The following is a 21,684-nucleotide window of genomic DNA, read 5'->3' on the forward strand; positions in this document are numbered from 1 at the left end:
GTATTTTGTCGCGTTTTATTGGTTAAAATGTTTTTTCGAATTTTTGATCGTCCTGACATTGACTCCGTATTCTGATGCCAATTCAACAAGGTTTGAGCTTTGTTCCTTCTGGATGAAATCGTGAAAATCGACACCTAATACTTGATTGCCCCCGCTTAAGCTCGTTTGATTTTTTTCGCTGAATTTCATGTGGTTCCCTCCTAGTGTTATATAAGCTTTATTCTTTCCTAAAAAAAATGTTTTTTGCACAGGGAAAGAGGAAAATTTTTGTTGAACGAGAATACATACATATAGACGTTAAAAGGGAGAGACAACTTATGAAGAAGAAATCGGGTTTATTCGGCCTGATCCTAATGCTGATTATGGCAGCAATTTTCCCCATCGATCACGCTTTTGGAAAAGATGAAGGGGAAATTATCGTGACGTCCAAAGTGGTCAATGTACGTGAAGGCGCGGGTCTCAGTTTCCCTATCGTAAAAAAACTGGCAAAAGGGGAATCCTATCCAATCCTGAAGGAAGATGGCGACTGGATCGAAATCCGGATGGGCATCGGTAAAACTGGCTGGGTCGCCAATTGGCTAGTGGAAAGAACGTCGGATTCGGACATCAACCTGGTCAAAAAGGAATCCGGACAAGGAATGATCTCAGGCAGCTCAGTCCGCGTCCGTACAGGTCCCGGCACAACATTTCAAACGGTTGGCTCCTTGAATAAAGGAACAGCTGTCGACATCACTGAAAAGAATGAAAATTGGATAAAAGTCAAAACATCGGATCTTGAAGGCTGGGTCTCTTCTGATTATCTTAAGCTTCCCGCCGCTTCCGGGGATGCAGCGAAGAAAGGTTCATCTAAGAAAAAAGAAGCAACGAACCACTCTGTAAAAACAGGTGTCACTTTGGTGGACCGGCTTAATGTCCGTTCGGAACCATCGAGAAGCAGCGCAACGCTAGGAAAGCTGAATAAAAATACGTCAGTGACCGTTTTTCGCATTGAAAATGAGTGGGCCGAAATTGATTTCCAAGGAGTCCGCGGCTGGGTAGCTGAACCTTACATACAAATAAGCCAAGATAAAGGTAATTCGAAAATCAATACGGCTGGAGCCACTGCAAGGGTGACCGCTACGGGTTTAAATGTGCGGAAAGATGCATCTCTAAACAGCAAGGTCATCGGTTCGGTGAACAAGGATGAGACTTACGCCGTCTTACAAACAAAGGGAAAAATGACGCAGATCCAGCTTTCCGGTTCAAAAAAGGGCTGGGTCGTGAGTTGGTACTTGGAAAAAGAGAATGTTGAACAAACGCCAAAGGAAGAAAGGATTGAGGCAAAGGGAAACAAGATTACCATCATTCATGATGGAACGATTTTTAGAAGTGAGCCTGATGGCAACTCGGAAATCGTAAAGCAGGTCAATGAAGGTGAAACATTCTCCGCAACAGGCATGGAAGGCGATTGGTATTCGATTAAACTAAATAACGGGAAAACCGCTTATGTTGCGGGGTGGATCGTGACGGTCGAAGGGAATTCCGAGCAGATCCAACGCCCTGGGGTTGAAAAATATTTAAAGGATAAAACAATCGTTATCGATCCTGGCCATGGCGGCAGGGATAGCGGTACAGTAGGGGTCGGTGGCACTCTTGAGAAAAACCTGACGATCCGGACGGCCGAGTTGCTGCGTGACAAACTTCAGGCTGCAGGGGCCAAAGTGATATTGACCAGAAGCGGCAATACCTATGTTCCGCTCCCTTCCCGGGTCGGCACTTCACATATCCATAACGCGGATGCTTTCATCAGCCTCCATTATGATAGCACCAAGGACCAGATCACCAGCGGGATAACAACATACTACTATCATGGCTACCAACGTTCATTGGCCACTACACTGGCCAATTCACTCGGTTCCACCATGCAGGTGCCAAACCGCGGATCACGATACGGGGATTTTCATGTTATCAGGGAAAACAAACGGGTAGCTACACTTATTGAACTAGGTTATTTAAGTAATCCAGTGGAAGAATTGACGTTATCATCAAATGAGTATCAAGAAAAAATCACATCAGCCATTTATAATGGATTGGCGCGATATTTCAAATAAAGACAAGCCAGCTTCCCATCGAAGCTGGCTTTTCATTTTCGTCCGTACTGATTGACTAAAAACAAAAAACCTGCCGCAGCAGGTTATTTTTTGCTTTCCAGTATTAATGTAACGGGACCATCATTAGTAAGCTGAACGTCCATCATGGCACCGAATTGACCTGTTTCCGTATGGACGCCTTTATTCCGGAGTTCCTCGTTAAATGCTTCATATATTTGATTCGCCTCTTCAGGACGGGCGGCGTCCATGAAGTTCGGTCGACGGCCTTTACGGCAATCGCCATATAGGGTGAATTGTGAAACTGATAAAATCGAACCTCCCACATCCAATAGTGAGTGGTTCATCTTTTCATTTTCATCTTCAAATATTCTGAGATTGACAATCTTATCGGCCAAATATGCGGCGTCATCGATGGTATCCCCATGGGTGACACCGACCAACAGAACGAGCCCGCTGTCGATTTGACCGATTATTTGGTCTGCGACAACGACTTTGGCGGCTTTGGAACGTTGTAAAACAACACGCATGGTAATAATAACCCCTTAGTTCATTATCCGTCTAACGGAATAAACATCTGAAATTTGTTTGATACGGTCAACGACCTTTTGTAAATGGGCAATGTTATGAATATAAATCGACATGTGAATGGTCGCCACCTTATTCCTGTCGGATTTACCCGAGACCGCTGAAATGTTGGTCTTGGTTTCATTGACGGCTTGCAGCACTTCGTTTAATAAGCCGCGGCGGTCATACCCGCTGATTTCAATTTCAACGATGTATTCCTTGCGCTCGTTAATCGTACTTTCCCATTCAACCGGTACGAGGCGATGATCGGAATCACCACTTTCCAGGTTCGGGCAGTCTTGCCTATGGACTGAAACTCCACGGCCTTTGGTTATATAACCAACGATTTCATCCCCTGGAACTGGGTTGCAACAGCGTGATAAACGGATAAGCAGGTTATCAATCCCCGGTACCCTTACACCTGAGTCACGTTTTTTAGATGAATTGGAGAAGGTTTTCAGATCGGCTACCGCTTCTGAAATATCCGCTTCTTGCTCGACCATTTTCTGCTTACGCCACTTTTCGGTAAGGCGGTTAGCCACCTGAAGTGCTGTTATTCCGTTATACCCGACTGCTGCATACATATCTTCTTCATTCAGGAAATTGAATTTATCTGCAACACGCTTGATGTTCTCGGCAGAAAGGATTTCTTTCAGATCGAACTCCATTTCCTTGATTTCCTTTTCAACAAGCTCTTTGCCCTTTTCGATATTTTCTTCGCGGCGCTGCTTTTTGAAAAATTGGCGGATCTTATTTTTCGCTTGAGATGTTTGAGTGAGTTTAAGCCAGTCCTGACTTGGACCATATGAATGCTTAGATGTCAGGATTTCAATGATGTCGCCAGTTTTCAATTTATAATCCAGCGGTACCATTTTCCCGTTCACTTTGGAACCGATCGTTTTGTTTCCGATTTCCGAGTGAATCCTGTAAGCGAAATCAATCGGGTTGGATCCTGATGGCAGTTCGATGACATCGCCTTTTGGCGTGAAAATGAATACCATATCAGAAAAAAGATCAATTTTAAGTGATTCCATGAATTCCTCGGCATTTGTCGCATCATCCTGGAATTCAAGAATTTCCCGGAACCAAGTCAATTTTTCTTCTAATGAAGGCTGTTCACCTACATCTTTTCCTTCTTTATAAGCCCAATGCGCGGCAACCCCGAACTCCGCAATGCGATGCATATCGGAAGTGCGGATCTGCACTTCCAGCGGATCGCCTTTCGGGCCGATCACCGTCGTATGGAGCGATTGATACATATTTGGCTTAGGCATGGCGATATAGTCTTTAAATCGGCCAGGCATCGGCTTCCAGCATGTATGGATGATCCCCAAAACGGCATAGCAATCTTTTATGCTATTGACGACGATCCGGACTGCAAGCAAATCATAAATTTCACTGAACTGCTTATTTTGCAAAGCCATTTTGCGATAAATGCTGTAAATATGTTTCGGTCTGCCGGAAAGATCAGCCTTAATGTTGACTTCCTCAACGTTTTTACGCACTTCATCAATGACTTCTTCCAGATACTGTTCACGTTCTGCACGCTTTTTCTTCATCAGGTTGACGATTCGGTAATACTGCTGAGGATTCAAATACCTTAGTGCAGTATCTTCAAGTTCCCATTTAATCGTACTGATACCAAGACGATGGGCAAGGGGTGCGAAGATTTCCAGCGTCTCGTTCGATATCCTTCTCTGCTTTTCCTGCGGCAGATGCTTCAATGTCCGCATATTGTGCAGTCTGTCGGCAAGCTTGATCAAGATGACCCTAATATCCTGGGCCATCGCCACGAACATTTTCCGATGGTTTTCCGCCTGTTGCTCTTGTTGTGATTTATACTTGATTTTCCCTAATTTGGTCACGCCATCTACGAGCATGGCGACTTCAGGACTGAAATTCTCTTCAATATCCTTCAGAGTGATCTCCGTGTCTTCAACAACATCATGTAAAAAACCTGCCGCAATAGTTGCAGGGTCCATTTCTAAATCAGCAAGAATGCCCGCCACTTGAATCGGATGAATAATATACGGCTCCCCCGATTTACGGAATTGTTCCCGGTGAGAATACTCTGCATACTTAAACGCTCTATGAATAAATTCAGCTTCTTCCGGCTGAAGATATAAGCTGGCCCGTTCTACAACCTGCTCGGCAGTCAATATTTGATCATTAGCCATTTAATCACCTTAACCCCACTTTAACTGCCACCGGATATAATCCGGATTGAGTATGATTGGTAGCACTTCCCTTTATTCTGCAAAACGTGACAATTTTTGCGAAAAAAAATAAATCCGCTTAACACGGATGCAAGTGCAAATAAACTTATTAGCAGAAAAACTCTTTATTATTACTATTATCGAAAAAAAAGGCAAGGATGTAAAGAGTAAAAGTGTATTTTATAAAGAATACTGCATTTTTTCACTGGAAATTCGACAAAATCCATTTAAATCGGGTAAAACAGAAAGAGCACCCTGGTCAGAGTGCTCTTCTTTATTAAAAGCTCATTAATGTCAAGACATCATAGCCGTCTAATTTATCTTTGCCATCCAAGTCCGTCAATTCAATAAGGAATGCAATCCCGGCAACAATTCCGCCAAGCTCTTCAACCAATTTGATCGTCGCTTCGATTGTACCGCCAGTTGCAAGTAAATCGTCCGTAATCAGGATACGCTGTCCCGGTTTAATGGCATCTTTATGGATAGTCAAAACATCCTTGCCGTATTCTAAACCATATTCGACTTTTATCGTTTCACGCGGAAGTTTCCCTTCTTTTCTCACTGGTGCAAAGCCCACTTCCAATGAGTATGCGACTGGACATCCGATAATGAATCCGCGTGCTTCCGGTCCGACCACTAAATCGATATTTTTATCGCGAGCGTACTCGACGATTTGGTCTGTTGCGTATTTATAAGCTGCGCCGTTATCCATTAATGTTGTAATATCTTTGAAGACAATACCCGGTTTCGGCCAGTCTTGTACAATTGTTACATATTGCTTTAAATCCATTGCTTTGTTTCCTCCTCAAGGTCTGTTGCCTCATGAACTAAATAATGATTGAACCAATCGAATAATTGCTGATAGGAAGAATAAACAAGCTCTTGTTCAAGCTCAAATTGCTCTTTCTTTCTTATATACGATTCAGATTCACTGAGATCGCGTTTTTTCGCATTGGTTGTGAGCATGATTAACCCATTCTCTATTGTAACAAAATCAAGCTCAAAAAACACCTTAGAAATGAAATCCACGGTATCTCTTGACCACCCGCGGTACTTGGCAAGGTCATCACCATATCTTTTCACATCGAGCGGGCCCTTTTTGGCGAGGAAGGCATAAAACCATTTAAAATGGTCCCTTGTTGGCATCGTACTTAAGAAATGGTCCTGTTCATGGGAAAGGTGAGCGTAGATACGCGATGGATTCTTATTGGCAATCACCCGTTTCAAATATTCCCTTAACGGCGGCATGTCCATAAATACCACATGGCCTTCGAAGCAGTCGAGCTGATCTGCATCCTGTCCATTCTTGATATGAACGAGATCGGAATGGTTTTGTAAAAATGGATATCTACTATAGATATCTTCCGAGAAAATGACGATCTTCCGGTTTTGTGCCGGAATGTCGGCAAGCCACTTCTCTGCCTGACCCTTACCGCGGTAATCGAATAACTGCCAATGGTTTACAGAGACATCCTGGACAAAGATCTGGGGCTTTTTCATATTATTCCACTCATTGATGGAAAGCTCTCCAATCACCGAGACTTCAGCGTGCGGAGCTATTTCATCCACAAAATGACCTAGACCGAAGCCCACTCCATCAAGTTTATGACTTTCACCATCTTCAAGCTGCACTTTCAAGTGATTTTGGTTGGCACCGATTTTGCGGACACTTGAAAGCTGTACGGAATCTATCAAAATCTTCGGCTTTGGATTCGTAACCCCAAATGGCGCCAGCAAGCTCATTTCCTGAATCGTTTGAACGGAAACTTCCGCTAGAGTGGTTGCTCCATCCAAGTTGGTAATTGGTGTGAAGTCCTCTTCGCTGAGCTGTTCCTTCGCAATCAAGTTCATGCGGTCCCTAAGCTCCTGAACATCTTCTATTTTCAATGTCATTCCAGCAGCCATCGGATGTCCACCAAAATGAGGCAGTAATTCACGGCAGGTGGAAAGACTTTCAAAAAGATCGAAACCGGCAATGCTCCGGGCTGAACCTTTGGCATATCCCTTTTCCCGGTCATAACTTAATACAATCGTGGGGCGGTAAAAGCGTTCAACCAGTTTGGAGGCTACAATACCCACTACCCCTGCGTTCCAGCCTTCTCTCCCGATGATAAGAACACCATTGGACTCAGGCGGGAAGTTTTCCTCAACCTCTTGAATCGCTTCTTCCGCCATTGCCGCAACCATCGCCTGACGCTCTTTATTAATATCATTGATTTCATTGGCAAGTTCCATCGCTTCTGCCAAGTTTTCAGACATCAATAAATCCACAGCCGGGTCGGCATCTCCAAGTCGTCCGACAGCATTGATCCGCGGTGCCATCGCAAAACCGATTGATTCTTCATTCAATGCTTCCTGCTGAACATTCGCCACTTTCATTAGGGCAACAAGCCCCGGACGGCCAGTCAATCGTAACTGCTCGATTCCTTTCGCAGCGATGAGGCGGTTTTCCCCTTGTAAAGGCACTAAATCCGCAATGGTGCCGATGGCCGCTATTTCAAGTAAATCCTCAGGCAATTCCCCTAGCAAAGCATGTGCCAGCTTAAAAGCGACACCTACTCCGGCAAGATCTTCAAATGGGTAGGAACTGTCCTCAAGTTTAGGATGGATGATTGCCAATGCCTCAGGCAGTTCCGGTCCCGGCTCATGGTGGTCGGTCAAAATATAATCCATGCCAAGCTCGCCGGCAAGTTTTGCTTCATCGACTGCAGAAATTCCGGTATCGACGGTTATTAATACCTTCACCCCTTGCTCAGCTGCAAGGCGGAACGCCATCGGATTCGGACCATAGCCCTCTGTAAACCGATTCGGGATATAAAAATCCACATCGGCCCCCAATCTCGTTAGCGCCGTCATCATCACTGTGGTCGATGTCACCCCATCTGCGTCATAATCACCGAAAATCCGTATTTTTTCTCCATTTTGAATGGCTTCTCTTATTCTATATACTGCTTTATCCATATCTTTCAATAAAAATGGATCATGAAAAGTTTGATTTTTTACAAATAAAAATGATCGGGCACTTTCAATCGTGTCCAGGCCTCGATTCACAAGCAGGGCTGCAACCAAAGGTGTGATATGAAGCTCTTCAGCTAGTACAGCAACTTTGTTTTCATCGGCAGTTCGCAAGTTCCACCGGGTTTTTGGTTTTAACATGAATTCACCCCTTAACTTACTTATTATACAAAACGACAATAACGGTTTCAATTTATTTTAAACTCAAAAATGGCTGTAATTCCCTATTCAATAAGCTAGTCTCACAAAAAGAAGGCTGACATCATGCCAGCCTCCTCTCACATATTAAACTTGTCCTTCAAGACTTTGTTTCTTTTCTTTTGCGGTGTTCAGTGGTCCTTTTTTCTTCAATTCCCTGATTTTTAAATCAAGCCAGAATTGGGACGCGATTAATAGAGACGAATACACTCCGCATATTAAACCGATAAACAGGGCAATTGAGAAGTTTCGGATAGCTTCACTACCGAAGATCATCAACGCGATAACCGTAATGAGAACAGTTAGTACGGTGTTAATGGATCTCGTCAATGTTTGCCTGATACTGATATTTACAATATTCTCAAGCTCTTCAGCGGTTTTGACTTTACGACTGAAGCGTAAGTTTTCACGAATACGGTCAAAGGTTACGATCGTATCATTGATCGAATAACCGACGATCGTCAGAACCGCAGCAATGAAGGTGATATCCACTTCGAGCCGAAATACACTAAATATCGTTATGATGAAGAATGCGTCATGTATAAGCGCTACGACGGCAGGTACAGCCATCCGCCATTCAAATCGCACTGTTACATACAAAATGATTCCGAGTGATGCTATCGCTAACGCTTTTATGGCATTTTTCGCGAGTTCTTTTCCGACTGTCGGCGATACGGTGCTGACATTCGGTTCTGCTCCATAATCTTTCTTGAAATGGTCCTTCAATTTTGCGATTTCCTGCTTATTAAGGACACCGACTGTTCGAACGACAGCATTTTTATTTTCTTTTCCAGTGAGCCTGACATCCTTGACATCGTCCTTATCAATACCGACCTTGACCATTTCGGTTTCGACTTGCTGTTTCGTCAAGACATCTTTGGACGCAACCTCAATCCGGGTACCGCTCGTGAAATCAATCCCAAGATTCAATCTGAAAACGAGCAGGAAAATGATCCCGATAATCGTTACACCGACTGAAATGCCATAAAAAACTTTCCGATGTTTGACGAAATCGATTTTATCAAAGCGTGTTGGCAATGACATTAAATTAATTTTCTCCGATAAATCGTGAATGTATTTCTTCTTCACGCCAAACCATGTTGTGCGTTTGTCAAGGAACCCGCTATTCACCCAAAGGCTCATGAAAAGACGCGTACCATAAACGGCTGTAATGAAACTCATTAAAATCGAAATGATCAATGTGGTCGCAAACCCTTTAACGGAGCTTGTTCCATAATAGAATAGAACAGCCGCAGCCAGCAAGGTCGTTAAGTTCGCATCCGTAATCGTAGCAAGTGAGTTTTTCGTACCTTCTTTATAAGCTGCTTTTACAGAACGGCCAAGTTTCAATTCATCTCTAATCCGCTCGTAGGTTATGATGTTGGCATCGACAGCCATCCCGACCCCGAGTACCAATGCCGCAATACCAGGCAGCGTAAGGACCGCATTCATCCAATCGAACACCAATAGCGTCAAGAAAAGGTATATGCTTAAAGTGACGACTGCAATGAATCCAGGGAAGCGGTAATACACAAGCATGAAGATGAAAACAAGTGCAATTCCGATGATTCCCGCAAAAACAGTATCATGCAGTGCACCTGCACCAAATTGGGCACCTACAGATGTGGAGTACTTTTCCTTTAGATCAACAGGCAGGGCACCTGCATCCAGAAGGGCGGCAAGCTCTTTCGCTTCTTCCACCGTAAATTGACCGGTGATATATACCTTCTTCGTATTAAAAACTTCACTGACAGCTGGAGCGGATATCATATTGTCCTGTGAAGCCGCATCTTTAAAGGAGTCTTTTCCTTTCTCGAAATCCAACCAGATTGCGAGTACATTTGTCGGACGTTGCATCGTGGAAATTTTTTGAGTGATTTCTTTAAACTTATCCACATCTTTCAATGTGACTTCAACAACCGGTTTATTATCTTGGAACGTTTGTTTCGCGCCGCCTTCTTTCAGGTCAGCACCTGTCATCATTTCCTTATCGTTGTAATCACGGAAGGATAATTTGGCTTGGGTCGAAAGGATTTCCCGAGCTTTATTTTGGTCTTTAACTCCGGCCAATTGAACACGGATCCTGTCCTTCCCTTCAATTTGAATGCTAGGTTCATTGACACCTAATACATTGACACGCCTCTCAAGGGAGCTCACTGTAGCTTTCAGAACATCCGGGGTAATCTTTCCCCCAGCCAGCGGTTTTACTTGATATAACACTTCAAAACCACCTTGAAGGTCAAGACCCAGCTTGATATCCTTTAGGATTCCTTTTGAAGTCGATCCCATCGCTGCGAAAATCAAAAGTGCGATTAGAAAAAACGCAACGATCCTGCTTCTTTTTACCATTATGTAGTAGGCCCCTTTCTATAATACGCCTGTTCCTGAAGTTTTAATAAAACTGACATTTTTTTATTTATAATAAATGCATCCCTTTTGCTTCTTGAGAAAAAAGACTTAGCTTCCCATAATTTTCCCAAAAAAGGCATAACCATATCTATTATGAGTCATATACAAACCGCTGTCAATTTAAGTATATCTTTGCTTTATTCCTTCAAAAGATCCTTCAGCTCATCTTCAGAAATCGGCTCAAAAAGGTTTGGTGATTTATAGGCTTCAACCATTTGGAAGGTCATGAACTGGTTGCTCGAAAAAGTCACGATGTCGGCTACGAGTTCGTGAATGTGAATGTTTTCCTGCGGACGCTTCCATTTATTTTTGGTTAAGGTTCCCCATATATCTTCCTCTGTTACGGCATTCAATCCAACCATTTGGAATTCCTCACGCTTGCTTTTCAAAAATGGACGTACCTTTACATAATACCTTTGATAGGGATGATTCTTTTTCGTCATCACTTTGCCTCCAGTAAAAATGATTCTCATATGAATGCGCATTTTCTTAGAAGGAAATCCGATCATTTGTAAGAACGCAAACACTTTTGTCATGCTTTGTCCAAGTACAAGCATATAGATAATTGTATAGCATAACCGCTTTTTTGAGAAGGCAGGGAGGGAGTTCAATGTCCAAGTTTTTAAAAGGGACGCTGATTTTATTAATCGCAAGCCTGATTACAAGGGTTCTTGGGTTCATTAACCGCATTGTCATCGCCCGCTTCATCGGCGAAGAAGGCGTTGGTTTATATATGATGGCTTTACCGACCCTATTTCTCGTCGTGAACATTACCCAGTTAGGCCTGCCTATCGCCATTTCCAAATTCGTTGCTGAGGCCAATGCCAAAGGTGATGAACGGAAAATCAAGAAAATCCTTGTCGTCTCTTTGGCCTGCACCTTTACTCTATCAATGATTTTCACTCCTGCCATGCTGCTTTTCGCGCCGGTTCTCTCAGAATACCTATTCACTGACGATCGGACGGTATGGCCACTCATGGCAATCGCTCCTATCGTACCGATCATCGCCATTTCATCCGTACTGCGCGGTTATTTCCAAGGGAAGCAAAATATGAAGCCCTTCGCTTTCTCACAAGTCATCGAACAGGTGGCAAGAATCACATTCATAGCCGTCCTGACGAAGGCCTTTTTGCCATATGGAATCGAATACGCTGCAGCTGGGGCGATGTTCGCTTCAATTATCGGAGAACTTGTTTCACTCATCTACTTATTGACTAGCTTTAAATTAAAGAAACATTTTAAGTTCCGGAAAGGATTTATCAAGAATGTCAAATCAGGAAAAGGAACGTTCACCGAATTGATGGGGATTGCCCTTCCTACCACCGGAAGCAGGATGATTGGTTCGGTTTCGTGGTTTTTTGAACCGATAGTGGTTGCCCAGAGTTTGCAAATCGCCGGTGTCACCGCGGCAGCAGCCACCAGCCAATACGGGGAATTGACAGGGTACGCACTGCCCTTACTCATGCTTCCTTCTTTCGTTACGTCATCATTGGCGACGGCACTTGTCCCAGCAGTGAGCGAAGCCCGTACGACCGGAAACTTTCTACTCGTTGAGCACAGGCTTCAACAGTCCCTGAAAATCACCTTTATCACAGGCTGTTTAGCTGTCGTCATTCTGTTCATTTTTGCCGAACCTATTTTACAAGTCATGTATGGCTCTTCCCATGCTGCTGTTTTCATTAAATTCCTGGCACCTTTTTTTATCCTTTATTATTTCCAGTACCCGCTACAGTCCATGCTTCAAGCACTGGATCTAGCAAAAGCCGCAATGTTCAACAGTCTGGCTGGGAACATCCTTAAAATCGGTGTGATTTGGCTGCTGGCGTCGAAAGAAAGTTTCGGGATCATGGGAGCCGCAATCGGGATAGCCGTCGGTTCGATGCTCGTTACTTTTCTGCACTTTTCAACCGTGCTGAAGGTCGTCCCTTTCACGCTTCATTTCCGGAGCTACATGTCAGCTTTGGGCCTTGCCTTAATTTCAGGCTGGGGCGGTTATTACCTTTATAAAGTCCCGCTCTCCTCACTGCCTCTTGGCGGACGGCTTTTGCTGTCCGTGACGGTCGTGATCCTGCTGTTCACATTTTCCCTCCTCATGACAGGCAGCATAAAAAAAGCGGATTTGATCAGGATTCCAGTAGTGGGCGGCTTTTTATCAAAGTTTGCTTGGAAATAAATTGAACCGAAGCATTTAACGGCTTCGGTCATTTCTTCGTTTCATTCTTATCGATGTAAAATTGGCCATCTATGTATCCGCAAATCGAAATCTCTTTAATATTCGTTTCTCCCATTTTTTTCAACTGGTACCGGAGCCAAAAATGATTTTTGCCAATTTTATCGAGATTAGCCTCCTGAATCTCTCCGTCGATTATAAGGGGGTAGGGAGTTTCTACACTTTCCGACCTTTCTTCTTGTGTATTTTTAATCACCGAGAGCTTCCCTGAAGTTTCAAGGATGGCAAATTTAACAACATTTAAATCATTAATTCCTTGTTCACGAAGCTGGGTCAATAAGTCATCAAAATTATATCGTTGTTTACGCATCGCCTTTTCATCTATTTTCCCCTGATTGATAATGATCTGCGGCTTACCGTCCATGAAATTGCGAAACCTGACACTTTTCAATGAGATCAATGCCAATGTCATTTGGAGGCCCGCGAGGACAAACATTGGGATAGTCTGTCGAACAAACGGTTTTTCCAAATCTTCAAAGGATAGCACGGCAATGTCCCCTATCATGATGGATACCACTAAATCAAGAACGCTAAGTTCCCCTACTTCCCGCTTACCCATCATTCGAAAAAGGAACCAGATGACTAGATAGATCACTGTTGTTCTAAAAATAACAGCCAGATAGGTTTCCACTTCATTTAACACATCCTTCATTCCATAGGATGGCTTGGGAACTGAAAAATTACTCCACAATCTTTTCTAATTTTATGGGAAGCTTCTGTAAACCTGGTCTAAAGGTTCCATACCGGGAATATGCTTGTACTAACACATAAACAGGCTAAAACGTAACAGCCTTTTAAAAAGGAGGAATACCCATCGAAACTAAAAAAATGAGTGTCGCCGTAATTTATGGCGTAGGCTCCATCTTTGCCATAGCGATGATTGCAAGTTTAATCGTTTCCATCCTTCTTCGTTTTACTTCACTGACGGAATCATCCCTGACATACGTGATCATGATCGTGTCCTTTTTATCGCTGTTCATTGGTGGATTCATATCAGGAGGCAAAGGGAAAAAGCAAGGACTATTCTTAGGCGGAAGTACTGGAATGCTTTATCTGTTGGTCGTGTTCCTTTTTCAATATTTAGGTCACGATGCACTCTTCACCATCAAGCAATGGATCTACTACGGCTGTTTTGTCATTACGGCCATGATGGGTGGCGTGCTTGGGGTCAACATGAGCTCCGAATCACGCACCAATTAAAAAAACACAGCAAAAAAACCGGGCACATGGCCCGGTTTTCGTTTGTCTTATAATGTTGCTTCTTTATTTGGTGCACTTTCCGTAATTTCACGGATTGAGGCACGGTCGAAAGTCAGTTTTGTACCGTCTGGTGATTTAATGACGATTTTCAATTCATCGATCGAATCGATTGTTCCGTGCATGCCGCCGATAGTAGCAACTTTATCACCTTTTTTCAAGCTAGTTTGCATGCTTTGCGTAGCTTTTTGGCGTTTTTGCTGCGGACGGATCAATAAGAAATAGAACAATACGAACATTAAGATCAACGGAAGTATTTGTGTTAAAGAACCCATTTGTAAATTCACTCCTTTCGTTCATTAAAATATTTATGGAATTAGAAGTTTCTCGCATTTGGTTCGTTGAAACCATATTGCTCAAAAAACTCTTCCCTAAAGTCTCCAAGACGATCTTCTCGAATAGCTTGTCTGACCTGTTCCATTAAGTTTAACAGAAAATGAAGGTTATGGTAAGTCGTTAGACGAATTCCGAAGGTTTCTTCACATTTAATCAAATGGCGGATATATGCCCGGCTATAATTCTTGCATACATGGCAATCGCAATTTTCATCGATTGGACCAAAATCGCGTGCATATTTCGCATTTTTCACAACCAGCCGCCCATTGCTAGTCATCAGCGTACCATTACGCGCAATTCGCGTCGGCAGTACACAGTCAAACATATCGACACCGCGGATTGCACCATCGATCAATGAGTCCGGCGAACCTACCCCCATCAGGTAACGCGGTTTGTTAGTTGGAAGCAGCGGACTTGTAAACTCAAGAACGCGGTTCATGATATCCTTCGGTTCCCCTACGGATAGTCCTCCAATAGCATAACCCGGAAAATCAAGGGAGACAAGGTCTTTTGCACTTTGTTTACGAAGGTTTTCAAACTCCCCGCCTTGAACGATCCCGAACAGCCCTTGGTCATTTGGGCGCTCATGGGCATTCAAACAGCGTTCCGCCCAGCGTGATGTCCGTTCAACCGATTTCTTCATGTACTCTTCGGTTGCCGGAAATGGCGGACATTCATCGAATGCCATCATAATATCGGAGCCTAGCGCGTTTTGTATTTCCATCGCTTTTTCTGGGGATAAAAATAATTTATCACCATTCAGATGGTTCCTGAAATGTACGCCCTCTTCTTCAATTTTGCGGAATTCGCTCAAACTGAAGACTTGAAAGCCGCCTGAATCCGTCAAAATCGCCCGATCCCAGTTCATGAACTTATGCAATCCGCCAGCTTCCTTGATGATTTCATGCCCCGGGCGGAGCCATAAGTGGTACGTATTGCTCAGGATGATGCCTGCCCCCATTTGTTTCAAATCTTCTGGAGACATCGTTTTAACAGTAGCCATCGTTCCAACCGGCATGAATGCCGGCGTTTCAAAAGAACCATGCGGCGTATGAACCCGGCCTAGCCGTGCTCCTGTCTGTTTACATGTTTTGATTAACTCATATCGTATTGCAGTCAACGCAATAACTCCCTTCAAGAGCTTCTCACTCTTTATTACTTAATTAACATTGCATCTCCAAAACTAAAGAACCTGTATTTTTCTTCAACGGCCGTTTCATAGGCATGAAGGATATGCTCCCTGCCTGCAAGTGCAGAAATAAGCATGATTAAAGTAGATTTCGGTAAATGGAAGTTCGTTATCATCGCATCGATCCCTTTGAACTCATAACCAGGATAAATGAAGATGCTCGTCCAGCCATTCTCTTCCTTGAAAACCCCATCATTACGGGACGCAATCGTTTCTAATGTCCTTGTTGACGTAGTGCCAACCGTGATGATTTTCCCGCCTTTTTCTTTCACATCATTCAGTAATCTGGCTGTGCCTTCAGTCATTTGATAAAACTCTGAATGCATTTCGTGGCTGTCAATATCATCCACACTGACAGGGCGGAACGTACCAAGCCCAACATGTAGCGTGATGAAAGCGATGTGGACACCCATCCCTTTAAGTTTCCCGAGCAAATCCTCGGTAAAGTGCAGGCCTGCCGTAGGTGCCGCTGCAGATCCCCGTTCACGCGCATATACCGTTTGATAACGGTCCTGATCGTCGAGCTGTTCCTTGATATATGGAGGTAAAGGCATTTCGCCAAGCTTCTCTAGTATTTCATAAAATATGCCTTCATATTTAAACTCAAGGATTCGGCCGCCATGCTCAAGTACACCTGTACAGACGGCACTTAGTTTACCATCGCCAAAAATGATTGTCGAGCCTACTTTAATCCGTTTGGCTGGCTTCACGAGCGTTTCCCATACATCATCATGCTCTTGCTTAAGCAGCAATACTTCAACCTTTGCACCCGTTTCTTCTTTACTGCCGTATAGCCGGGCCGGCAGCACCTTCGTATCATTCAACACCAGGCAATCTCCCGGTTTGATATATTCCGTGATATGGCTGAATACATCATGCTGGAGTTTTCCGGTTTCTTTGTCCAACACCATCAATCTACTTGCTTCCCTATCCTCCAAAGGAACTTGTGCAATCAATTCCTCCGGTAAATGAAAATCAAACATTTCCAATTTCATCTGTTCCACTTCCTAACCTGTCTATCAAGCTGTAATTATTATTTAAAACGGCCGATCAAATAAAAAATGGCGGACAACACCACACTGACGATGATTGATGTAACGATAGGAAAGTAAAAAGTCGTATTCCCCTTTTTCAGAAAAATATCTCCCGGCAGCCTGCCAAGATGGATATATTTCATCGCAAAACCAATCACGAATATAATCACACCCAGTATCATTACCATTTTTGGTATATTCATCATTCAGGCATCTCCATTCCGAAATGCTCATAAACCAGCTGTGTTGCCATCCGGCCTCTTGGAGTCCGCTGAAGAAAACCGACTTGTAACAGATATGGTTCGTACACGTCTTCGATCGTATGTGCCTCTTCGCCAATCGTTGCGGCAATCGTTTCCAGACCCACGGGCCCACCACGGAATTTTTCAATGATCCCTTTAAGTAATTTATGGTCAATATGATCGAGTCCTAAACGGTCGACCTGCATTAATTCAAGCGCATAATCGGCAAGTTCGGCAGTTATCGTACCATCACCGCGTACCTGGGCGAAATCCCTGACCCTCCGTAAAAGCCGATTAGCAATTCTCGGGGTGCCCCTTGACCTTCTTGCAAGCTCTGCAGCTGCCTGATCATTCATTTCCGTATCCATGATTCTTGCTGTACGGATGATGATATCAGCCAAATGGTTTTCCGTATAATATTCAAGACGGCTTAAAACGCCAAAACGGTCCCTGAGCGGTGCAGATAGTGACCCTGCACGTGTCGTGGCCCCTACGAGGGTGAACGGAGGCAGGTCGATTCTGATCGAACGGGCTTCCGGCCCCTTACCGACTACAATATCCAGACAGAAGTCCTCCATAGCCGGGTATAGCACTTCTTCGACAACACGAGGAAGACGGTGAATCTCATCAATGAATAACACATCACCGGGCTCAAGTGCACTCAAAATGGCCGCCAGATCTCCCGGCCGCTCAATGGCGGGACCGGAAGTCGTGCGGATATTGACACCCATTTCATTGGCGATGATGACAGCTAGCGTCGTCTTCCCAAGTCCGGGCGGTCCATATAAAAGTACATGATCAAGCGTTTCTTCCCTCATCCTTGCCGCTTCGATGTATACGCTCAAATTCGCTTTCACTTTATCCTGTCCAATATATTGCTTTAAGTTTTGCGGCCGCAGGCTTTGTTCAAAGGATAGTTCGTTCAGATCGGCTTCCTGATTGAATATTCTCTCCTCCATTGCGCCACTCCTTATCTTAACATCATTTGCAATGCTTTCTTAATGTATTGCTCAGTCGTCATATCTTCCGTCTGCAACTTCTTAGCAACCTTTTGGATTTCCTTTTCAGAATAACCAAGAGCCTTCAAAGCAAGAATGGCCTCATCCAACGCTTCCGTATAACCATTGGGACTGAGTGCAGCCGTTACGCCTTCGTTAAACAAGCTTGGAAACGCATCCGGAATAATGTTCTCAAGTTTCCCTTTTAAATCCAGAATCATTTGCCGTGCCGTTTTCTTTCCGACTCCCGGGAATTTCACCAAAAACGATTCATCTTCACTTTCGATCGCCTGCACCACCTGATCAACTTGTCCTGATGCCAATATGGCTAGAGCACCCTTCGGTCCGATTCCGGTAACATTCAATAATTTTGTGAATAATGCCTTTTCTTGCCGAGTCTGAAATCCGTAAAATGCAGCCATATCCTCGCGCACATAATGATATAAAAAAACTTGGATTTCTTTCTGGTATTGGGCGGAAAAAATAAAAGGATTCGGCGTCATCACTTGATATCCGATTCCCCCATTTTCCACAACTATGTATTCAGGTCCAATATAATCGACCTTGCCTTTTATATAATCATACAAATTAATTCTCTCCCTGATTTTGCTGTACCTCTCATTTTATCATAAAAAAGAAGGGTTGTTCATTAAAAGTTATTTAGTAGTCGGCAAAGACTTTTCCAATGGACGATATCCCGTTTTATCGCATTTGGGGTTTACGGCTGGAGAAAAACAAAGAGGATGGGTGTCATCCCATCCTAGTTTACCGAATATGGCTCATATTCTTTAATGAGCTGTTTATATTGGTCTTTATTCATGATCGGTATCCCTTTTTGCAGTTCCTCCTGCTTGTATACTTCAAGTTTACCAACGTCTATTTGGTAAAAAGTATGAATGATCTTGGCGTGCTCAGGCCTTCCGATAAAAATGGATAAGGTACCATCTTCCCTCATCCCAAGGTAACCATTCGCTTTTAAAAGCGGAGATATGTCATTTTCAATTTTCTTAAGGACAATATGTTCTTCATTTTGATCGACTACTTTCCACCCTTGATATTTTGACCAAAAGTCTTCCATCGACCAAATTGTTTCTGTCAATTTCTCCTCACTTAACTCGCCATCCAGATACATACGCTGAAGGATGACTTTCCTTTCAATTGGTTCATTTTCCTTCTGCACAGGTCCTTCGGCATAAACGGTTAAACAAAATGGCAGTATGAAAAGTATCATGAAAAATTGGATCCTTAGTTGATTAATCAATATTCTCACCTCTTAAGGCGTTTACTTTTTAAGTAGTTTGACCCAAATAAGGATTCTTAACCAGAAAAAATCTAAAAGGGCTGACCATGGAATCGGGGTCAGCCCTGTAATTATTTTAAGTGATCTTGATGAATGTTAAGATTCTCGAACATGTCATTGGCATCCAGAATGACCATTTCCCTCGTATCGCCATCACGAAGATTGTTATCAAGTGTCATCGACCTATAATAGACACCTTGATCGGTTGTGACGTATAGGTTCCGGCCATTTGAAAGCGGTCCGATTTCATTCTTGACTTTTTCTTTGACATTTTTTGCTTGGCTGTAGTCATTAAGCAGCAAGGCAACCAGCATTTCGTCTTTCATGATGATTGTTCTGGCATCGATAACAGGGTCCACTCCATTTGCGATTCCATTAGCTTTGTCGGCTAACGTGCCTTCATAAGAATTATAATAAGATGATCGGGCCCTAAGCGGTTTACTTTCATGGCCATGGTAATTACGATCCCGCGTACTGTATGCATCATCTTTATCGTAAAGGCCTTGCCCCATATTCCGATAATTGATGTTTCGTACCAATACATCTTTTTCAGTTGTATGGTACCCTGTTTCATTCGTTATATTTTCGTTTTTCGCTGTATCATTATTAGCACATCCAACCAAGCTGACAGCGGCTAATACCGTATAAAGTGGCAGTGTCCATTTTATTTTCTGCAAAATAACCCTCCCATTGCAATAGAATGAGCTATATTCCGCTCATAATTAGCATGGGTGTCTAACGATGAATGTACTCTGTAAGTTACGGCCAAAAGCGCGTTTTATTTCCTCTTTAGGGAAGAAATCTTCTTCTCCAATTTTTCATTCATCTTAATCCGCTCCGAAAAACCTTCCACAGTCATTTTCCAGACCGAATGAAGCTGAGAAGAACTTTTATTAAGACGATTCCATTCACGGAAAATATCCGTAGGATAAGTTAAAGCATATAAAAAGGCCAGGTCAGACTGATAGCTTTGCAATTGCGGCACTTCCCACAACTTGGTGGCCGCATCTTCCAAATGAGGTGAAATTCGATTTGCATACTGTAAATAATCAATGCATCTTGGAGCACTTGCCATTAGATCAAAATCGATTAAGGTTAAAGTGCCGTCTTCTCTCCGCAAGAAATTATGGTGGGCACAATCACCATGAATGATGACTTTCTTTTCCTTACTCCATAAAGACTGGTTTTTATCAAAACCCTCTAATGCCCACTCCCCCCATCTAATCCATTCTTTAATAATATCTTCGGAAACATATTGGCGAACATAAGAAAAGTTATTTTTAAATAGTGATAAACGCTCTTTCCATTTTTTTGATTGATCAAAAACAGGCGCGTTAATGGAGAGATGTTCAGAAACATCATGGAAGCTTTCCAGTAACTGAATTCCCTCTAAACGGTCCTTATGATTGGAAAATCGGAATTTTTTCTTACTCGGCGGAAAATAGTCCATACTGCCATACCATTTCCCTTTGAATTGAAAGGGCATTAAATTCTGATGAATATAATACGTTTGATGGAAACCCTTTTGTTTTAATAAAGAAGTCAATTCTCTTTGCCGATCCCATTTTTCAAAACTGCTGAATCCTTTAAGGATTATTGGATGACCCTTTTCAAAAGTTATTAAATAGACACTGCTTTGAAGATGGTGGACTTTCTTTGGCTTACGATTTATATAAGAGAGGAGACGAGTGTTAAAAACACTGTCTCCTTGATAATTAGTAGTCATCGCTTTCATCTACATATGTTGGTATCCCAAATGTTTCAGGAGCACGAACGCCACCGAATTGGCCAGGCTGTCCTCCCATTTGTCCAGGCAACATAGCTTCAGGCTGCCCCCGCATCATGCCCGGCTGACCACCAAATTGACCCGGCATCATCATCTCTAGCTGACTTCCTGGCTGACCTCCACCTTGACCTCCCATCATCCCTGGTTGGCTTCCCGGCTGGCCTCCCATCATTCCTGGTTGGCCTCCTGGTTGGCCTCCCATCATTCCTGGTTGACCTCCTGGATGGCCTCCCATCATTCCTGGTTGACCTCCTTGAAAGCCTCCCATCATTCCTGGTTGGCCTCCTTGGAAGCCTCCCATCATGCCTGATTGACCTCCTGGATGGCCTCCCATCATTCCTGGTTGGCCTCCTGGATGGCCTCCCATCATTCCTGGTTGGCCTCCTGGATGGCCTCCCATCATTCCTGGTTGACCTCCTGGATGGCCTCCCATCATTCCTGGTTGGCCTCCTGGATGGCCTCCCATCATTCCTGGTTGACCTCCTTGGAAGCCTCCCATCATTCCTGAATGGCCTCCTGGATGGCCTCCCATCATTCCTGGTTGACCTCCTGGATGGCCTCCCATCATTCCTGGTTGACCTCCTGGATGACCTCCCATCATTCCTGGTTGACCTCCTTGGAAGCCTCCCATCATTCCTGGTTGGCCTCCTGGATGGCCTCCCATCATCCCTGGATGGCTTCCTTGATGGCCTTCCATCAGACCTGAATGGCTTCCTTGATGGCCTCCCGTCATCCCTGAATGGCTTCCTTGATGGCCTCCCGTCATCCCTGAATGGCTTCCTTGATGACCTTCCATCATCCCTGGATGGCTTCCTTGATG

Annotated in this window: 20 protein-coding genes and 1 pseudogene; 3 read left to right on the forward strand and 18 right to left on the reverse strand. The window is 43.7% G+C overall.

The genetic code is table 11. The features are described from left to right. Positions 1-15 precede the first annotated feature (15 nt). Entirely contained in the window at positions 16-189 is a 174-nt protein-coding gene (locus ACFX4X_RS01585; protein WP_167555992.1) for a hypothetical protein, read from the reverse strand. Between the two features lie 128 nt (positions 190-317). Between ACFX4X_RS01585 and ACFX4X_RS01590 the strand changes: the two genes are divergently transcribed. Then, positions 318-2,090: an N-acetylmuramoyl-L-alanine amidase family protein gene (locus ACFX4X_RS01590; protein WP_377381099.1), complete on the forward strand. Its 1,773-nt coding sequence runs from the start codon at positions 318-320 to the stop codon at positions 2,088-2,090. 83 nt (positions 2,091-2,173) lie between these two features. On the opposite strand, the gene dtd is transcribed toward ACFX4X_RS01590, so the two are convergent. The 6 genes from dtd to ACFX4X_RS01620 all read right to left on the reverse strand — a co-directional run bounded on the left by dtd (position 2,174) and on the right by ACFX4X_RS01620 (position 10,935). Then, positions 2,174-2,617 carry a D-aminoacyl-tRNA deacylase gene (gene dtd, locus ACFX4X_RS01595; RefSeq protein ID WP_061464218.1) on the reverse strand — a complete coding sequence of 148 codons (444 nt, stop codon included), beginning with the start codon at positions 2,615-2,617 and terminating at the stop codon, positions 2,174-2,176. Positions 2,618-2,632: 15 nt separating this feature from the next. Then, entirely contained in the window at positions 2,633-4,831 is a 2,199-nt protein-coding gene (locus ACFX4X_RS01600; protein ID WP_061464219.1) for a RelA/SpoT family protein, read from the reverse strand. Between the two features lie 316 nt (positions 4,832-5,147). Continuing rightward, positions 5,148-5,660, reverse strand: a complete 513-nt coding sequence (locus ACFX4X_RS01605; protein WP_284470116.1) for an adenine phosphoribosyltransferase — start codon at positions 5,658-5,660, stop codon at positions 5,148-5,150. Continuing rightward, positions 5,651-8,026, reverse strand: a complete 2,376-nt coding sequence (recJ, locus tag ACFX4X_RS01610; RefSeq protein WP_377381104.1) for a single-stranded-DNA-specific exonuclease RecJ — start codon at positions 8,024-8,026, stop codon at positions 5,651-5,653. Before recJ ends, ACFX4X_RS01605 begins: the two co-directional genes overlap by 10 nt. Before the next feature lie 144 nt (positions 8,027-8,170). Beyond that, complete coding sequence (secDF, locus tag ACFX4X_RS01615; protein ID WP_377381107.1) at positions 8,171-10,432, reverse strand: protein translocase subunit SecDF; 2,262 nt, start codon at positions 10,430-10,432, stop codon at positions 8,171-8,173. 197 nt (positions 10,433-10,629) lie between these two features. Then, on the reverse strand, positions 10,630-10,935 hold the full coding sequence (locus ACFX4X_RS01620) for a post-transcriptional regulator (protein WP_061464223.1): 306 nt from the start codon (positions 10,933-10,935) through the stop codon (positions 10,630-10,632). Between the two features lie 167 nt (positions 10,936-11,102). On the opposite strand from ACFX4X_RS01620, the gene spoVB reads away from it, so the two are divergent. After that, entirely contained in the window at positions 11,103-12,665 is a 1,563-nt protein-coding gene (gene spoVB / locus ACFX4X_RS01625) for a stage V sporulation protein B (protein ID WP_377381110.1), read from the forward strand. A 28-nt stretch (positions 12,666-12,693) separates the two neighbouring features. Here spoVB and ACFX4X_RS01630 read toward each other — a convergent pair whose 3' ends face one another. Continuing rightward, on the reverse strand, positions 12,694-13,353 hold the full coding sequence (locus ACFX4X_RS01630; RefSeq protein ID WP_411730394.1) for a DUF421 domain-containing protein: 660 nt from the start codon (positions 13,351-13,353) through the stop codon (positions 12,694-12,696). 197 nt (positions 13,354-13,550) lie between these two features. On the opposite strand from ACFX4X_RS01630, the gene ACFX4X_RS01635 reads away from it, so the two are divergent. Further along, entirely contained in the window at positions 13,551-13,922 is a 372-nt protein-coding gene (locus ACFX4X_RS01635) for a TIGR04086 family membrane protein (protein WP_185147791.1), read from the forward strand. Positions 13,923-13,969: 47 nt separating this feature from the next. Here the strand turns inward: ACFX4X_RS01635 and yajC are convergent, their stop codons facing one another. The 10 genes and pseudogenes from yajC to ACFX4X_RS01685 form a co-directional block, all read right to left on the reverse strand. Beyond that, complete coding sequence (yajC, locus tag ACFX4X_RS01640) at positions 13,970-14,254, reverse strand: preprotein translocase subunit YajC (RefSeq protein WP_061464227.1); 285 nt, start codon at positions 14,252-14,254, stop codon at positions 13,970-13,972. Positions 14,255-14,295: 41 nt separating this feature from the next. Continuing rightward, positions 14,296-15,435 carry a tRNA guanosine(34) transglycosylase Tgt gene (gene tgt / locus ACFX4X_RS01645; RefSeq protein WP_061464228.1) on the reverse strand — a complete coding sequence of 380 codons (1,140 nt, stop codon included), beginning with the start codon at positions 15,433-15,435 and terminating at the stop codon, positions 14,296-14,298. 35 nt (positions 15,436-15,470) lie between these two features. After that, complete coding sequence (gene queA / locus ACFX4X_RS01650) at positions 15,471-16,499, reverse strand: tRNA preQ1(34) S-adenosylmethionine ribosyltransferase-isomerase QueA (RefSeq protein WP_377381117.1); 1,029 nt, start codon at positions 16,497-16,499, stop codon at positions 15,471-15,473. Positions 16,500-16,537: 38 nt separating this feature from the next. Continuing rightward, a complete protein-coding gene (locus ACFX4X_RS01655; protein WP_034308809.1) occupies positions 16,538-16,744 on the reverse strand; it encodes a DUF2905 domain-containing protein in 207 nt (68 codons plus the stop codon). Next, on the reverse strand, positions 16,741-17,739 hold the full coding sequence (ruvB, locus tag ACFX4X_RS01660) for a Holliday junction branch migration DNA helicase RuvB (RefSeq protein WP_089361645.1): 999 nt from the start codon (positions 17,737-17,739) through the stop codon (positions 16,741-16,743). Before ruvB ends, ACFX4X_RS01655 begins: the two co-directional genes overlap by 4 nt. Positions 17,740-17,750: 11 nt before the next feature. Continuing rightward, the gene (gene ruvA / locus ACFX4X_RS01665) at positions 17,751-18,365 is read right to left on the reverse strand and encodes a Holliday junction branch migration protein RuvA (RefSeq protein WP_061464231.1); all 615 of its coding nucleotides are present in this window, start codon (positions 18,363-18,365) and stop codon (positions 17,751-17,753) included. A 173-nt stretch (positions 18,366-18,538) separates the two neighbouring features. After that, on the reverse strand, positions 18,539-19,039 hold the full coding sequence (locus ACFX4X_RS01670; protein ID WP_061464232.1) for an intercompartmental signaling factor BofC: 501 nt from the start codon (positions 19,037-19,039) through the stop codon (positions 18,539-18,541). A 110-nt stretch (positions 19,040-19,149) separates the two neighbouring features. Then, positions 19,150-19,755, reverse strand: a complete 606-nt coding sequence (locus ACFX4X_RS01675) for a YhcN/YlaJ family sporulation lipoprotein (protein WP_284470112.1) — start codon at positions 19,753-19,755, stop codon at positions 19,150-19,152. Positions 19,756-19,856: 101 nt separating this feature from the next. Next, on the reverse strand, positions 19,857-20,804 hold the full coding sequence (locus tag ACFX4X_RS01680) for a phosphotransferase (RefSeq protein ID WP_289319962.1): 948 nt from the start codon (positions 20,802-20,804) through the stop codon (positions 19,857-19,859). Further along, positions 20,794-21,684, reverse strand: a pseudogene (locus ACFX4X_RS01685) (hypothetical protein); the annotation flags it as partial. The gene ACFX4X_RS01680 and the pseudogene ACFX4X_RS01685, both read right to left, overlap by 11 nt.

It is taken from the genome of Peribacillus sp. YIM B13481 (assembly GCF_042787985.1).
GTDB classification, from domain to species: Bacteria; Bacillota; Bacilli; order Bacillales; family DSM-1321; genus Peribacillus; species Peribacillus simplex_A.

What these genes read in the sequence shown, in the direction of transcription:
- ACFX4X_RS01590 (WP_377381099.1), top strand. Translation starts at nt 318, where the DNA reads ATGAAGAAGAAATCGGGTTTATTCGGCCTGATCCTAATGCTGATTATG.
- ACFX4X_RS01680 (WP_289319962.1), bottom strand. Translation starts at nt 20,804, where the DNA reads ATGACTACTAATTATCAAGGAGACAGTGTTTTTAACACTCGTCTCCTC.
- queA (WP_377381117.1), bottom strand. Translation starts at nt 16,499, where the DNA reads ATGAAATTGGAAATGTTTGATTTTCATTTACCGGAGGAATTGATTGCA.
- ACFX4X_RS01585 (WP_167555992.1), bottom strand. Translation starts at nt 189, where the DNA reads ATGAAATTCAGCGAAAAAAATCAAACGAGCTTAAGCGGGGGCAATCAA.
- dtd (WP_061464218.1), bottom strand. Translation starts at nt 2,617, where the DNA reads ATGCGTGTTGTTTTACAACGTTCCAAAGCCGCCAAAGTCGTTGTCGCA.
- secDF (WP_377381107.1), bottom strand. Translation starts at nt 10,432, where the DNA reads ATGGTAAAAAGAAGCAGGATCGTTGCGTTTTTTCTAATCGCACTTTTG.
- spoVB (WP_377381110.1), top strand. Translation starts at nt 11,103, where the DNA reads ATGTCCAAGTTTTTAAAAGGGACGCTGATTTTATTAATCGCAAGCCTG.
- ACFX4X_RS01635 (WP_185147791.1), top strand. Translation starts at nt 13,551, where the DNA reads ATGAGTGTCGCCGTAATTTATGGCGTAGGCTCCATCTTTGCCATAGCG.
- ACFX4X_RS01620 (WP_061464223.1), bottom strand. Translation starts at nt 10,935, where the DNA reads ATGACGAAAAAGAATCATCCCTATCAAAGGTATTATGTAAAGGTACGT.
- ACFX4X_RS01655 (WP_034308809.1), bottom strand. Translation starts at nt 16,744, where the DNA reads ATGATGAATATACCAAAAATGGTAATGATACTGGGTGTGATTATATTC.
- ACFX4X_RS01605 (WP_284470116.1), bottom strand. Translation starts at nt 5,660, where the DNA reads ATGGATTTAAAGCAATATGTAACAATTGTACAAGACTGGCCGAAACCG.
- ruvB (WP_089361645.1), bottom strand. Translation starts at nt 17,739, where the DNA reads ATGGAGGAGAGAATATTCAATCAGGAAGCCGATCTGAACGAACTATCC.
- ACFX4X_RS01600 (WP_061464219.1), bottom strand. Translation starts at nt 4,831, where the DNA reads ATGGCTAATGATCAAATATTGACTGCCGAGCAGGTTGTAGAACGGGCC.
- yajC (WP_061464227.1), bottom strand. Translation starts at nt 14,254, where the DNA reads ATGGGTTCTTTAACACAAATACTTCCGTTGATCTTAATGTTCGTATTG.
- recJ (WP_377381104.1), bottom strand. Translation starts at nt 8,026, where the DNA reads ATGTTAAAACCAAAAACCCGGTGGAACTTGCGAACTGCCGATGAAAAC.